Origin of the sequence: Pseudoalteromonas sp. SCSIO_11900 (assembly GCF_000576475.1) — a bacterium.
Taxonomy (GTDB): Bacteria; Pseudomonadota; Gammaproteobacteria; order Enterobacterales; family Alteromonadaceae; genus Pseudoalteromonas; species Pseudoalteromonas tetraodonis.
The window spans coordinates 1,435,487-1,451,297 of record NZ_KK070023.1 but is presented as its reverse complement, the minus strand read 5'-3'; the positions used below and the strand labels follow the sequence as shown (position 1 = coordinate 1,451,297).

11 protein-coding genes are annotated in these 15,811 nt (G+C 42.2%); 2 read left to right on the top strand and 9 right to left on the bottom strand.

Going from position 1 to position 15,811, the window contains the following annotated elements:
* Positions 1-566: 566 nt before the first annotated feature.
* From BG00_RS17855 to BG00_RS06690, 5 genes are all read right to left on the bottom strand, one after another.
* Entirely contained in the window at positions 567-836 is a 270-nt protein-coding gene (locus BG00_RS17855; protein ID WP_051498233.1) for a hypothetical protein, read from the bottom strand.
* 792 nt (positions 837-1,628) lie between these two features.
* Positions 1,629-4,520 (bottom strand): aminomethyl-transferring glycine dehydrogenase, encoded by a 2,892-nt coding sequence (gene gcvP, locus BG00_RS06705; RefSeq protein ID WP_036981384.1) that lies wholly within the window; start codon positions 4,518-4,520, stop codon positions 1,629-1,631.
* A gap of 151 nt (positions 4,521-4,671) precedes the next feature.
* Positions 4,672-5,061 (bottom strand): glycine cleavage system protein GcvH, encoded by a 390-nt coding sequence (gcvH, locus tag BG00_RS06700; RefSeq protein ID WP_036981381.1) that lies wholly within the window; start codon positions 5,059-5,061, stop codon positions 4,672-4,674.
* Positions 5,062-5,137: 76 nt separating this feature from the next.
* On the bottom strand, positions 5,138-6,220 hold the full coding sequence (gcvT, locus tag BG00_RS06695; protein ID WP_036981379.1) for a glycine cleavage system aminomethyltransferase GcvT: 1,083 nt from the start codon (positions 6,218-6,220) through the stop codon (positions 5,138-5,140).
* Positions 6,221-6,339: 119 nt separating this feature from the next.
* Positions 6,340-6,939: a hypothetical protein gene (locus BG00_RS06690; RefSeq protein WP_036981377.1), complete on the bottom strand. Its 600-nt coding sequence runs from the start codon at positions 6,937-6,939 to the stop codon at positions 6,340-6,342.
* A 126-nt stretch (positions 6,940-7,065) separates the two neighbouring features.
* Between BG00_RS06690 and BG00_RS06685 the strand changes: the two genes are divergently transcribed.
* Positions 7,066-7,923 carry a LysR family transcriptional regulator gene (locus tag BG00_RS06685; RefSeq protein WP_036981376.1) on the top strand — a complete coding sequence of 286 codons (858 nt, stop codon included), beginning with the start codon at positions 7,066-7,068 and terminating at the stop codon, positions 7,921-7,923.
* Between the two features lie 509 nt (positions 7,924-8,432).
* On the top strand, positions 8,433-10,589 hold the full coding sequence (locus BG00_RS06680; RefSeq protein WP_036981371.1) for a TonB-dependent receptor family protein: 2,157 nt from the start codon (positions 8,433-8,435) through the stop codon (positions 10,587-10,589).
* 104 nt (positions 10,590-10,693) lie between these two features.
* Here the strand turns inward: BG00_RS06680 and BG00_RS06675 are convergent, their stop codons facing one another.
* From BG00_RS06675 to BG00_RS06660, 4 genes are all read right to left on the bottom strand, one after another.
* On the bottom strand, positions 10,694-11,554 hold the full coding sequence (locus BG00_RS06675; RefSeq protein WP_036981369.1) for an IS982 family transposase: 861 nt from the start codon (positions 11,552-11,554) through the stop codon (positions 10,694-10,696).
* A gap of 101 nt (positions 11,555-11,655) precedes the next feature.
* Complete coding sequence (gene rlmB, locus BG00_RS06670) at positions 11,656-12,399, bottom strand: 23S rRNA (guanosine(2251)-2'-O)-methyltransferase RlmB (RefSeq protein WP_036981367.1); 744 nt, start codon at positions 12,397-12,399, stop codon at positions 11,656-11,658.
* A complete protein-coding gene (gene rnr / locus BG00_RS06665) occupies positions 12,396-14,855 on the bottom strand; it encodes a ribonuclease R (protein WP_036981365.1) in 2,460 nt (819 codons plus the stop codon). The genes rlmB and rnr overlap by 4 nt, the downstream gene beginning before the upstream one ends.
* Positions 14,856-15,062: 207 nt before the next feature.
* Positions 15,063-15,797, bottom strand: a complete 735-nt coding sequence (locus BG00_RS06660; protein ID WP_051498251.1) for an enoyl-CoA hydratase/isomerase family protein — start codon at positions 15,795-15,797, stop codon at positions 15,063-15,065.
* Positions 15,798-15,811: the final 14 nt, after the last annotated feature.

Sequence of the window (15,811 nt, the reverse complement as noted above, 5' to 3'; positions counted from 1 at the left end):
ACGACACTAGATGAGTCATTTATTGTGAATGACTCTTCATAAAAACAATAAAGTGTTCAAGCATTTTAATAAATCAACACTTAATAATAAGCGTAGCCTTATTACCTTTTCTTGCTACATACTAAACCTTAAAAATACAAACAATAGCCAGATGCAAATATCATACAGCGCAGTAAATACATAGTTTAGTTATAAATAAACATCAACAAAAAAGCCGTTATTAGAAAATAACAACTCTCGTTTAAGAACGAGTGGTGTTTTTTCGTTTATATCTAACCGGATATTTTTGTGTCTTTGCCAGCACCGCTCGCGGATAAGCTTTTCGCTTTCTTTTCTCCCGTAATATTAGCCGTTTACCGTTTTCACGTAGTTCTTTTAGCTTTTTAGGGATTGTCCCTGGGCTTTCGACCTGAACACCATAAAAACTCGTCTTGTATGAGATATAATACGTTAATAAAACTGATGCGTAATGGCTCAACTTTATGGGCTTTAGCCATCTCTGCCATTTCAAGTCTCACGATATTATATGATGTCAGAATACCCAAGAGCTCTTGATAAATACCTTCCTATTTCAAGCTCCGTAATGCTGGTTTATTTGATAGCTGATACTGCTTGAGCTCACCATAGCCTCGCTCTATTTCCCCTTTAGGTGTCGGAATTTGAATTTCACTTTGGGTAATGGGGCCAAACGCTGCATCGGATATTAAATGCGTTCTTGTCGACATCAAGGTCACAGCAAGTACTGAGGGGAAGTTTGTTGTCGATTTAGCATAGCCAAAATGACGGTTGCTCGGTGTATCTTGAGTTTTAAATTGTGTACCGACAGTGCAGATCACTGACAACCCTTGTAAAAACTTACAAGCTGTAATGTTAATACATAGGGCGGTAAAGTAGTTAGAGCGACAAACCAAGAGGTAAATTACAGCATTGATGACGTATTAGGTACTAATTTTAGCAACGTTTTAACTGATAAACTTTGGATTTAGCCAAAACCAAACACCAACCTCACGTTTAACCCCCTCCCCCGTCATCACGCCTTGAAAATAAGCAACTGATGAGTAATATCGCGCATGGATGCGCGATAAGGCGAAACTAGGCCATTGATGGCCTATCTTCGCCGTTTACGTTCACATCAATTAATTATTCGTGATGCTCGGGTGCGCTGGGAGGTGACGAATAACCGAAGCGCAGCTTCGCAGTATGAAGAAGTGGAGGCATGGATGCCGACAGTAACCCAGCTTCAGGGATTAATTACTTACAGCAGAATCAATTTGAAAATCGCCCCCTCTTTGGCTGCTGTCGCCTGCGCGACAAAACCTTGAATAAGGTTCTAAATTCTATAAGAACGAAACGCACTAACGCTATCGCGTGGCAAAAATCTAAAACACTAATCGTGTTTACGCCCGCGCGCTAGTAAGCTGTGCGCCTACAATAAATAACACATACCCTTGGCTTTTGAGCAAATAAGCATATTTGTGATTTGTTAGGCTTCGCTTTACTTAACCCATCTTTATACAATTAACGTTAATCACCTCACACAAAAAAGCCGTTGCATTGCTGCAACGGCTTTTATAATTTTGATAAATCCCACTCTACAGTGGAACTTACTACCCATTAAAGTTCAAAAGTTAATCGCGGTATGTCTCAATCGGAGGACATGCACATACTAAATTACGGTCGCCGTATACGTCATCTATACGCGTAACCGTTGGCCAGAACTTATCTTTAGCAACTGCTGGTACTGGGAAGGCAGCGTAAAAACGGTCATACGCGCGGTCCCATTCATTACCTAACACATCAGCTTGAGTGTGCGGTGCAAATACCAATGGGTTGTTTTCGATAGACCATTCACCTGAAATGATTTTATCAATTTCACCTTTAATCGATACCATAGCTTCGATAAAGCGGTCAATCTCGCCCTTAGACTCAGACTCAGTTGGCTCAATCATTAATGTGCCCGCTACTGGGAACGACATCGTTGGTGAGTGGAAACCGTAATCTTGTAAGCGCTTAGCAACGTCCATTTCAGTAATGCCTGAGGCTTCTTTTAATGGACGTAGGTCAATAATACATTCGTGGGCAACACGGTTGTTACGGCCACGGTATAAAATTGGGAAGTGCTTGCTAAGCTCATTACTTAGGTAGTTAGCATTTACAATCGCCATTTCTGTCGCTTGTTTTAAGCCCTCAGAGCCCATCATGGCAATGTAAGCCCATGAAATAGGTAAAATAGAGGCAGAGCCATAAGGCGCTGCCGATACTGCGCCGTTACCAGCATTAGTACCTGGTACGTTAATTACGCTGTGGTTTGGCATAAATGGCGCAAGGTGCGATTTAACACCAATTGGACCAACACCTGGGCCACCGCCACCGTGTGGAATACAGAAGGTTTTATGTAAGTTTAAGTGCGATACATCTGAGCCAATAAAGCCTGGGCTAGTAACACCTACTTGCGCGTTCATGTTTGCGCCATCCATGTAAACTTGGCCACCGTGCTGGTGAACAATTTCACATAGCTCACGAATCGTTTCTTCGTATACACCGTGTGTAGATGGGTACGTTACCATGGCACATGATAGGTTTTCGGACACCTCAGCAGCTTTGGTTTTTAAGTCTTCCATGTCGATGTTGCCGTGTTTATCACAGTTAACAACTACAATTTTCATGCTGGCCATTTGTGCCGACGCTGGATTAGTACCGTGCGCAGAACTTGGGATTAAACATACGTTACGGTGCGCATCCCCTCGTGACTCGTGGTATTTACGAATGGCGATTAGGCCTGCGTATTCACCTTGTGCACCTGAGTTTGGTTGCAATGAAACCGCATCGTAACCGGTAATGTTAACTAGCCAATCGTGTAGCTCGTTAATCATTATTTGGTAACCTTCTGCTTGGTCTAGCGGGCAGAATGGGTGAAGGTTTGCAAATTCAGGCCAGGTAATTGGGATCATTTCAGCGGTCGCGTTGAGTTTCATAGTACATGAACCTAACGAGATCATAGAGTGATTAAGCGCTAAATCTTTGTTTTCAAGACGCTTAATATAACGAAGCATGTCTGTTTCGCTGTGGTAGCTGTTAAAGTTTGGATGCGTTAGGATTTCATCATCACGCACTAGGCTTGCAGGAATAGAGTCACTGCCATTTGCTTCAACATCCGCAGCAATTGCATCTACGCTTAGGCCGTGGCCTTCGCCTAAAATAATATCAAATAACTCGGCAACGTCTGCACGTGTTGTGGTTTCTGAGACTGAAATTGAGTACTCACCCGCATGGTTAGCAGCAAAGTTAACACCTTTAGCTACAGCACGCGCAATCACGTCGGCTTTGTTTTCATCAACAACAGTTAATGTATCAAACCAGGTAGTGTGCTTAAGTGCGACGCCTTTTGCTTTTAAGCCAGTTGCTAAAATATCAGCAAAACGGTGAATGCGTTGTGCAATGGTTTTTAAGCCTTGAGGGCCATGGTATACCGCGTAAAACGCCGCCATGTTCGCTAGTAATACTTGCGCAGTACAAATATTTGAGTTTGCTTTGTCGCGACGAATGTGTTGCTCACGGGTTTGCATTGCCATACGCAGTGCATCGTTACCTAAACGGTCTTTTGATACACCAATAATACGCCCTGGTAATGAACGTTTGTATGCATCACGTGTTGCAAAAAATGCAGCATGTGGACCACCGTAACCCATTGGCACACCAAAACGCTGTGCTGAACCCAGTACTACGTCGGCGCCTAATTTACCTGGTGCTTTTAATAGTAGTAAGCTCATGATATCGGCTGCCACACAGGCAATCGCTTTTTTGCTTTGTACGCCAGCAATTAGGTCTGTTATATCAACAATTTCGCCTGATGTTGACGGGTATTGAAATAACGCACCAAAAATGTCGTGGTTCACGGCATCAGCGGCTTTACCTACAATAATTTCAAAACCAAATTGCTCTGCACGGGTGCTCACTACGTCAATGGTTTGCGTGTGTACGTCGTCGGCAATAAAGAACGCATTGGCTTTTTTAGCTTTTGATACACGTTTTGCAAGGCCCATTGCCTCGGCTGCAGCAGTTGATTCGTCAAGCAGTGAAGCACTTGCTAAATCTAGGCCGGTAATGTCTAAGGTCATAGTCTGGAAATTTAATAGTGACTCTAAACGCCCTTGTGCAATCTCTGGCTGATACGGTGTGTACGCTGTGTACCAACCCGGGTTTTCAAGTACGTTACGTAAAATTACGTGCGGTACGTGAGTTGGGTGGTAGCCTTGGCCAATATACGATTTGAAAACTTTATTTTTGCTTGCTATTGATTTTAAGTAGCTTAGTGTTTCAACTTCGGTACGGCTTTCGCCGATATTAAGACCTTGCTCAAGACGAATACCAGCAGGTACAGTTTGACCGATCAGCTCTTCAACGCTCGATACTTCAAGAGCGCTAAGCATGTCGTTTACTTGCGCTGGGCTTGGCCCAATATGGCGGCGAATAAAATCTTGCTTTTGCTCTAATTGTTCAAGAGATTTGGCGTTTGACATGTGTCCAGATTCCTATGATCCTAAATACTAATGGGTAACTAGTATTGATTAAAATATGTGGTGATTTGGCAACTTACTGAGTATGGTAATAAGCTGTAAAATCATAAAAGCCCCAATGTTTTAAATAGAGGGGCTTTTAACTAATTAACGATTACTCTTCGTCAATAGTGTGTGCGTAGCCTTCTGCGTCGAGCAAGTTATCAACTTCAGATTCGTCAGATGCTTTAATGCGGAATAACCAACCGTCGCCGTATGCGTCGTTGTTTACTGTTTCAGGCGCATCTTCTAGCTCTTCGTTAATGGCAACAATTTCACCGCTAATTGGTGCGTAAATGTCTGACGCCGCTTTTACTGACTCTGCTACTGCACAGTCTTCGCCTGCATCTACTTCGTCGCCTACTTCTGGTAATTCAACAAATACCATGTCGCCAAGTAGTTCTTGCGCATGCTCAGAAATACCAACAGTGTAAGTGCCGTCGCCTTCGTTACGAACCCACTCGTGTGAAGGTGCGTATTTTAACTCGCTAGGGATATTGCTCATTTTTTTCATCCTTTGGTTTAGATTGGGAGAATACCAACAAATAAGGCTAACTTATTTATTGGTATAACCAAATTATTTAGATTATTGATTTACCGTTACGTACAAAGCCCGGTTTAACTACTTTTACGTTAACTAATTTTTTACGCATTTCTACTTGAGCTATGTCGCCGGTTGAACGTGGCACACGTGCTAATGCAACACTATAGCCCAATGTTGGTGAGAATGTGCCAGATGTAATAACACCTTCGCCACCATCAACAATTACTTTAGAGCCACTGCGTAGTACGCCTTTTTCTTCAAGAATAAGACCTACTTGCTTGTGAGTACTTTTTTCTGCACGTTGTTTTACCAATACATCACGACCAATAAAGTCACGATCTTCTGGCTCCCATGCAATAGTCCATGCCATGTTAGCTGCTAGTGGTGATACGCTTTCGTCTATATCTAGGCCGTAAAGGTTCATACCTGCTTCTAAACGTAGTGTGTCGCGCGCGCCTAAGCCCGCAGGCGCTACACCGGCATCAAGCAGTTGCTGCCATAAATCGGCTGCTTGCTCGTTTGGTACTACAATCTCGTAACCGTCTTCGCCAGTATAACCTGTTGTAGCAATAAATAAATCACCGGCTTGAACACCAAAAAATGGCTTCATGCCCTCTACTGCAGCTTGCTGGTCTGCGTTTAATACCTGGGCTGTTTTAGCACGTGCATTAGGGCCTTGAACCGCAATCATGGCGTATTCTGGGCGCTCAGTAACCGTTACAGCAAAATCGCTCGATACCTTAGCTAAATGTGCTAAATCTTTTTCACGGGTCGCTGAGTTAACCACTAAGCGATAAAATGTTTCGCTAAAGTAGTAAATAATTAAGTCGTCGATTACGCCGCCCTGCGCGTTAAGCATGCCAGTGTAAAGCGCTTTACCTGGTACGGTTAACTTAGCAACATCGTTAGCTACTAGCTTGCGTAAAAACGCTTGTGCTTGCTCACCTTGTATATCAACAATGGTCATGTGTGATACGTCGAACATGCCCGCATCGTTACGTACGGCGTTGTGTTCTTCTATTTGTGAACCATAGTTAATTGGCATTTCCCAGCCATGAAAATCAACCATTTTTGCGCCGGCTTCAAGGTGCTTTGCATGTAATACTGTTTTAGAAGTCATAATATTCCTTCACTTTTAAATTAACCCATGTGTGTGGGCGTGGCCTCAATTAAATGAGGGGGAATAACATGGTAGCCATTATTAAGCCTACCAAATTGTAATCTTTAACTTTTTACCCGTTAGGCTGCTTGAGTGTTGGTAACACTAAAGCCCTGTTGCTGCATATACTGTTGCCACTTATCAAGCGTGGCAGTTTTAGCAATAACAATAAACTGCTGTTCGTTGTTTTGATCTACTGCAGTAACAAACACGTCTCCACTTTGCGCGCCATAACAAAGCTGCGCGTCAGCAAGGCGTAAGCCAGGTGTTAATTTAAACGCATCAACTAAGGTATCAAAGGCGCTACTACCGGTTAAGGTAAAGGTTGCTAAGTCGGTGCGTACCACAAAGTCGATATCGTATCTAAGCTGTTGCTCGTTAATGAGCGCTTGTAATTGCAGGCTAGCATTAACTGGAAGTACAAATCGAAAGGCGGTTTCGCTAAAGTAGTAAACGGCGTAGCTAAAATCAGAATTTAAATCGCCATCCAGTGTGCCTTTAAAGCCAAAGCCACTGGCGGTTAGTTTTGTGAGGTCATGACCTAAAATTGCACTTAAAAATACCGATGCTTCACTGCCGCTAAAATCAATAACAACGTGATTGCTATCGGCTTGTAAGGCATTAATAACCGCGCTGTTAGCGTTGCTATGGCGGGCAAACATAATCGGGTTAAAAGTCATAACAAATACCTATCTATCTTTAATAGCAAAAGTATATTGCGCAAGCCTTACAACAACAAATTGTAATTACTTATCAATTGATAAATAATACTTATATATATAGCCATATAAATAGTAATTTTAAATATGAAAAACATTTCAACCGACAGTTTACGAACTTTTGTTATGGTGGTTGAGGTTGGTGGATTTGCCAAAGCAGGCGATTTACTTGGCCTTTCGCAACCTGCGGTGAGCTTACAAGTAAAACGTTTAGAAGATTTACTCGGCTATAAATTATTTAAAAAGCAGGGCCAACGACAAGTGCTCAACCAATATGGTGAGTTATTACTGCCTATGGCAAAGCAAATGGTGCAGCATAACGATGCCATTTTGCAGTTGTTCACCTCAGAAAGTGTAACCGGTAAAGTGCGCTTAGGGATCCCTAGCGAATTTGCCGCGCGTATTTTGCCCTCCATTATTGGCGATTTTGTGGCGCTCTACCCTGATGTATCGTTAGAAGTGAAATCACGTTTGAGTAAACACTTACTTTCGGATGAGCGCCAAGATCAATTTGATTTAGTGTTAGCGCTTAACGAGCAACTTGACTCAGAAAAATTCCCTATTTTTATTCAAGACCAATTAGTGTGGGTGGGCGACCTCTCACTGGCGCAAAATGAAACCGTTACCTTAGTAACAGCGCCTGAGGGCTGTATTTATCGCCGCAGAGCAACTCAGGCTCTTGAAAAAGCGGGCATTAAATACCGTATTGTTTACAGTAACGCCGATTTAACCGGTTTAATTGCCGCGTTAAAAGAAGGCTTAGGTATAACAGTACTTGCAAAAAGTACCGTACCTAACGATTTAGCCTATCACTTACACACTAAACATTTACCTGCGCTTGGCAGTATAGGTATTAGTTTAGTGAAAACCGCCAGCGAACCTGAAAACGCGGTATTTAAACTCGCCGAATTTATTAAGCTGCGCTTAGGCTATCCCACGGCTTAAATAACTTGACCTCTGGATAATAAATCTAGCTCAATCAGAGTTCAGGTTAAATTAATCGCCACCAGCCAATAGGTTATTTTGGTTTTATAAGATTAGAATAAACATTCAGGGTCTGTTGACCTTTGCGGATTAAGATTTGTTCAAACTAGGGGCGGTTTAATCGCGGCGCGAGGTTTGTAACCTAGTGGGCTAAGTAAAAACCGAGCAACAAAGAGTAAATCGCCCCTAGGCAGAACCCTTCGGGCAGCGCCTGTTTGGCATTGATGCTGCGTTATCGCCTATTTATGGGGAATAACCACACCACATAGGCTCTGCCTTGCCTAAATACCAAACAGACTGCTGCAAATTCAACCTTGAAAGATCAACAGACCCTAGTTAAAAATGTTATAAAAATAGCGTGTTTTTACGGCAAATGTAAATATAACTAAAACTTAATAATATTGATTCTCATTCGTTAACATGTTTAAATTACGCCAATTTTAGTAGTTGAACTATTTTTAGGGTAATCAATGTCACATAAATTTTTAGTTTCTTCGTTAACTGCAGCCGTAGCGCTGTCTTTGAGTGCAACAGCAATGGCCAAAGATGCCGGCGGCGTTGAACGCAATTTTGAACAAATTACCGTTATTGGTTCACAAGCAGCAATTAACGATATTCCAGGATCGGCTACATTTATCTCTGATGAAGAATTGCAAAAATTCGAATTTACCGATATTTCTCGCGTATTAGCATCTGTACCAGGTGTATACGTTCAAGAAGAAGATGGCTATGGTCTGCGTCCTAACATTGGTATGCGTGGCACAGGTACTGGCCGTAACGATAAAATTTCAGTAATGGAAGACGGTGTACTTGTTGCACCGGCTCCTTACTCTGCACCATCGGCTTATTACTTCCCGACTATGGGTCGTATGGAATCTATTGAAGTATTAAAAGGTGCTGCCTCAGTAAAATATGGCCCGCGCACTACCGGTGGTGTATTAAATTTACTTTCTCGCAGCTTACCAACTGAAGCAAATAGCTCTATGGGTATGGTTGACGCGGCACTTGGTAGCGATGGTTACTATAAAGGTCACGCTTACTTCGCTAAAGAAAAAAATAACACAGCTGGCTTAATTGAAGTGTTTTCTTACGGCGCTGATGGTTTTAAAGAATTACCAGTAGGCGATGACAACACTGGTTTTGAAAAAAACGACGTACTGGTAAAGTTTGGCCATACCTTTGGTGAAAACGATGCCCATAACATTGAGTTTAAAGCTAAGTACTCTGAAGAAACATCAGACGAAACGTACATGGGCTTAACTAACGCCGATTACCAACAAAATCCTAACCGTCGTTATGCGGCATCGCAAAATGATGAGATGAACACCCGTCATAATGCATACCAAGTAAACTATGCATACCGCTTTGGTGAAGGTTACGAATTTTTAGCAACCGCTTACTTAAATGACTTCCACCGTAACTGGTACAAAGCCAGTAAAGTAAGCGAAAGCTACCTTGAGCAATACAGTGAATTTGAAGCAAACCCAACCGCTGAAGGCATCGAAAACATAGGTGTTAAAGCTAATAACCGTGACTACCAAGCCAAAGGTGTGCAGTCTGAATTACACATTCCTGCGGGCGATCACTACATTACGGTTGGCGTACGTTACCACGAAGACGAAATGGATCGTTTCCAGTGGGAAGACAAATACACGCTTAATCAAGATTTAAGCATGACTCTTACCTCACAAGGCGCTCCAGGCTCTAACAGCAACCGTTTAGACAGTGCAAAAGCAAGCACGCTATTTATTCAAGACGAATGGACAATGGATGCATTAGTAGTGAGTGCTGGCCTTCGTTATGAAGACATAACTATTACCCGTGAAGAGTGGGCTAAGTCAGATCCAACCCGTAGCCTAGGCTTAACAAAAGACATTTCAAACGATACTAAAATTTTAGTACCGTCTTTAGGTGCTACTTACACACTTAACGACAATGTTACGTTACTTGCTGGTATTCAAAAAGGTTACGCCCCTGCAGCGCCGGGTAATGCCGACCAAGACGAAGAAGAAAGCGTCAACATCGAGTTTGGCTCTCGTTTTAATGCTGGCGGTTTTAACGGTGAAGTAATTGCGTTTTACTCTGATTACGACAACATGCATGGTAACTGTACTGCATCAGTAGGTTGTAATGACGATAACATTGGCGACCAATACAACTACGGTGAAGTAGAAGTATCGGGCTTTGAATTTAGCGCAGGTCGTACGTTTAATACCGCATCGGTTGCGTTCCCAGTAAAATTAACTTACACCTACACAGATTCAGAATTTAAAAACACGTTTAATTCAGAAATTTGGGGCTCTGTAGAAAAAGGTGATGCGATGCCTTACGTACCAGAGAACCAGGTTGCTTTATCGTTTGGCGCAGAAGTGAATAACTTTGTGGTAAATAGCCAAATACGTTACGTGTCTGATGCACATGCTGATTTAACTAACTCAGGCTTAAATGCGATTGATAGCCGTGTTGTATGGGATTTAGCAGCTAAGTACTTAATCAACGAAAACCAAAAAGTATACCTAAGCGTAGATAACTTGTTTGATAAAACCTACATTGCTAACCGTGCAAATGGCGGTATTCAACCTGGTAAGCCACGTTCAGTACAAATGGGCTACTCTTACAGTTTTTAATAAAGTGCTAACTTAAAAGTACAAAAAAGCCGAGGTTGATTAAATCAATCTCGGCTTTTTAATGCCTAAATGCCTATGTAATTAACCTCAGATCTGCATAAGAATTAAAGCCGAGTCACTTTTATACTCGGCTTTTTAGCCTGAAAGGTATAGGCAATTAATCCAGCCATTAAATTAACCATAAATGAGATGCAGCTGCGGTGCCTTGTGTGGTCTATTTGAGCCATATTTTTCAGCTGGTCGAAAACTGTTTCGATGATGAAACGCTTTGATAACATCGCTCTATCCCAAGATGATATTGGCTGACGTTTCATATTACTTCTTTGACCTGTAATAAAATCAATACCTTGCTCAGCAAGTTCCGCTTTTAAGTTTGCAGATACATAACCTTTATCAGCGTATAAACTACCTGCAACATTATCGACCATATCTAATACCGGCTGTCTATCATCAACATTCCCAGCTGTCACTTTTACAGCTAATAAACCCCCTTCATCATTCATGATGAGGTGAAGTTTAAAACCATAAAACCAGCCCATTGTTCCTTTGCCTCGTTTGGCTTCTCCTGCAAAAACTTGGTGGCGAGGAATACGCATGTTGTGACACACCTTGAGAGAAGTGGAATCGATAAATGCAATGCCTGTTGGTTTATCAAAGCGCTGCTTCAGATAGCTACACAGAGCAGGTAACGTGGCCTGAAGTAACTTCAACATACGTGTATAACTGACTAAATCAGGGAAATAATGTCGCCAATACTGACAAACAAATTTGGTGTAGTAAGTTTTAAAATCGCGATAACCTGATTGATGAAAAGCAATTAATATAGTCATCACTTCGCTAGAGGATAGTCGAGATGGCTTAATGCGTTGCTTTTCACCTGATTCTATTAGGTGTTTAAGCCATTGAGGTTCAAACAATAAACAAAAATCATCGACATCTACGTAAATTGCATCTAAGTTATTCATGCCCTTGCCTCGGTAATCTTATGTTTCTTGGTCGAAAGATCTGATCACCGCAAGGGCATTTAGTTCCATTTCTTATGTGCAGCTCAGGTTAATTAATAGGCTTAATTTGTTTCTGCGCGCTGGCGTAATACTTCAAATAAACAAATACCGGTTGCAACCGATACATTTAAACTTGAAACCGTGCCCGCCATTGGAATTTTAACGAGTACATCACAGTGCTCACGGGTTAAACGGCGCATACCCTCGCCTTCAGCTCCCATCACAATCGCTATTGGGCCTGTTAAGCTGGCATCAAATACGTGTGTGTCGGTTTCACCGGCTGTGCCTACAACCCATACACCTGCGTCTTTTATTTCACGTAATGTACGTGCAAGGTTAGTTACCTGAATAAGCGGTACCGTTTCTGCTGCGCCACAGGCCACTTTACGTGCCGTGCCATTAAGCTTTGCTGACTTGTCTTTAGGAACTATCACGGCATGAACACCGGCAGCATCGGCGCTACGTAAGCAGGCACCTAAATTATGCGGATCGGTAATGCCATCAAGTACCAGTAAAAACGGGGTGTCTTCGCGTTCAATGATCTCATCAAGATCTTTTTCGTTAAACACACGTGCCGCTTTCACGTTAGCAATAATGCCTTGATGTTGTTCATCTTTCGCTTTGTTATCAAGCGCTTTTCGTTGCATAAACTGTACTGAAATACCAAACTGACGCGCTTGCTCAATCACTGGCGATAAGCGCTTATCATCACGTCCTTTAAGGGCGTATATTTCTATAAAACGCTCTGGCTCTTTTGCCAAAATTGCTTCAACAGAGTGAAAGCCAAAAATTAATTCATTACTCACGAATTGTTTGCTCCTGGGCTACTACGTTTACGGGCATTTTTACCTGGTCTTTTAGGCTTTTTGACCGCTTTCTTTTTGGTTTTTTTCTTAGCGGTGGTGTCATCCGCTTTTACTTTTGATTTGCTCGCTGATTTACCTTTTGCAGCAGGCTTTTTACTCGTCTTTGGCTTTTTGTTATCACTTGCTGACTTTTTACCCGGGATTTTACCGGCTTTAAGTTGCGAGCGAACACTGGCTGGAGCATTTTTTTTAGGTGCACGACGACGCGCATAACGATCTTGGGCAACATCGCCTTTTAGCGTTAAGTTTATACGACGATCATCTAAGCTTACCGAGGCAACTTGTACAGTCACTTTGTCGCCTAAACGATAAACCGTATGTGTGTGCTCACCCACCAAGCAATGTTTAGCTGCATCATGCTGGAAATATTCATCACCTAAATTGGTAACATGAATTAATCCATCAATTTGTAAGTCATCTAAACGAATAAATAAACCAAAGTTAGTAACCGATGAAATAACCCCGTTAAACTCCATGCCTACATGATCTTGCATGTATTCACATTTTAACCAATCGGCTACTTCACGGGTGGCATCGTCTGCGCGGCGCTCAGTAGTAGAACACTGCTCACCAAGTTGATCGACTTCATCATCGCTATAAGCGTATTCACCAGAGGTTTGCTGTCCTTGTGCTTTTAATACTGCTTTAATTGCACGATGCACCACTAAATCGGGGTAACGGCGAATTGGCGAGGTAAAGTGCGCATAAGCCGATAATGCTAAACCAAAGTGGCCTATGTTATCTGGCTGATATACCGCTTGCTTCATTGAGCGCAGTAGCATAGTTTGAATAAGCTCAGCTTCAGGACGATCCCCTAAACGAGCCAACACATGAGTGATCTCTTTCGGCGTTGGTTCATCACTTAGCGTGCTTTCAATCCCCAGCTCAGTTAAAAACTGAGTAAAGTTACCCAGCTTTTCGCTATCGGGTTCATCATGCACCCTAAATAGGGCACTTGCTTCGTGTTTTTCAAGTAATTTAGCCGCAGAAACATTGGCTAAAATCATACATTCTTCAATCAGCTTATGCGCATCGTTACGAATAACTGGCACAATTGATTCTATTTTACGCTGTGTATTAAATACAAAACGGGTTTCGAGTGTTTCAAACTCAATGGCACCACGCTCTTGGCGCGCCGCTTTTAATGCCATATACATTTGCTGCAAATCAGTTAAATGCGGCACTACAGCTGCGTATTCTTTACGTAGCTTTTCATCGTTTTGTAAAATGGCATTTACTTTGGTGTAAGTTAAACGTGCATGTGAGTTCATCACCGCTTCGTAAAACTTATAACCTGAGAGCTTACCCTCTTGCGATACGGTCATTTCTGCCACCATACACAAGCGATCAACCTCAGGGTTTAGCGAACACAAACCGTTAGATAATACTTTTGGTAGCATTGGAATAACTTGCTCAGGGAAATACACTGAGTTACCGCGCTCTATCGCTTCTTTGTTAAGCGGCGTGTTCATACCTACATAATGTGATACATCGGCAATGGCTACCCATAAGCGCCAGCCACCCGACTTTTTAGGCTCACAGTATACGGCATCATCAAAATCACGAGCGTCTTCGCCATCTATGGTCACAAGCGGTAAGCCGCGTAAATCAACTCGACCTTGTTTATCGGCTTCTTCAACAAATTCACCTAAGTGGGCAACTTGTTGTTCAACCTCTTCAGGCCATACGTGTGGAATATCGTGATTACGTAGCGCAACTTCAATTTCCATACCCGGCGCTAAATGCTCGCCCAGTACGTCGATAACTTTACCTACCGCATTCATATTGCGACTTGGATTTTGGGTTATTTGCACTTGCACCATTTGGTTATGGCGCGCGCCTTTTTCGTTACCCGGTAGAATAATAATGTCTTGGGTAATGCGCGGATCTTCAGCCACAACAACGGCAATACCATGCTCAACAAAATAACGCCCTACAATAGGTGCGCGCTCGTTAGTGAGTACTTTGATGATGCGTGCGTCGCATTTTGAGCCTGAGCCGCGTTTAGTGCCTTTGGCAAGAACGATGTCACCGTGTAGCACCATATTCATTTGATGCTTGGCAATAAACCAATCTTTGCTCTCGCCTTCAACTTCTAAAAAGCCAAAACCGTCTCTGTGACCGACTACTTTGCCTTTGGTTAAACCGGCTTCGTCAATCAGGGCATAACATTTAAATTTATTAAAATACAGCTGCCCATCACGCTCCATGGCGCGAAGTCGGCGCTTAAATGCTATTTGTCGTTCTTCATCGTTGACCGCGAGTTCTTCACATAGTTGTGCGTAGCTAGCAGGTTTGGAACGCTCTTGCAGGTGAGTAAGTATAAACTCACGACTAGGGACTGGGTTTTCGTACTTTTCTTGTTCTCGACTGAGATTTGGATCTTGGTTTGACATTCACTATCTTGTTAGTTGGTTATGTAAGTATTTTAACTCATATACTCGCAATGAGACAGGTAAAAGCCATTAAACTTTTAATAAAGCGTTATTACCTTTTGCATTTTGTAGCAATGTAGCTAAATAACACTTAACACCTACTTAATTAATGTACATGAAAGTGAGTAAATTAACTGTAGTTAATTTACTCACTTTTATAAAAACAGCTTACTTTTGCTGTAGTTTCTTCCACAATAGCGCGCTGATGTTTTCAATAAAAGCCGCATCTTGTGCAGCCATAACATCGAGTATTGGTTTGTTCATTTGGCTTTTATTTTGAGAGTATATCCAGCGATTTTTATTAAAGCTTTGCGCAAACTCTAACACACCCGTTTGCAAGGCTTGCTCATCAGCAAAGGTGGCCTCTACTACGTTATGTTGTAATAATTTTTGCGCATCAACACGCTCACCGGTCATGGCTAAACGATTAAAAAACTGCTGATTTATGGCTTTATTAATAATAGGAAACATAGACGGTACAAACGGCACTAATACATCGACTTCGGGGAAACAAAAGAAGCCTTTGTCTGATTTCATAAATCTAAAATCACAGGCACATGCCAACACCGAACCATTACCATAAGTGTGGCCGTTTAGCGCGGCAATAATAGGCATAGGAAAAGTAACGATACGTTTAAACAAGGCACCTATCGAGTTCATGAAATCGGCAATTATTTGTGGTGTGTTGTCAGGGTTGGCCATCCACTGTAGATCAATGCCTAACGACCAACTTTTATCGCTACTTGAGGTTAGCACCACTGCTTTAATATGCTCGTTAGCCTCAATCGTATCTAGGTGTTGATTAAACTCGATTATAAAGGTTGGATTATGGCGGTTTTCTGCTGTATTCATAGTAAGGATAGCCGTGCTTCCTTGCGTGGTAATTTCTATTAATGCTGTCATTAGACCCTCATTTA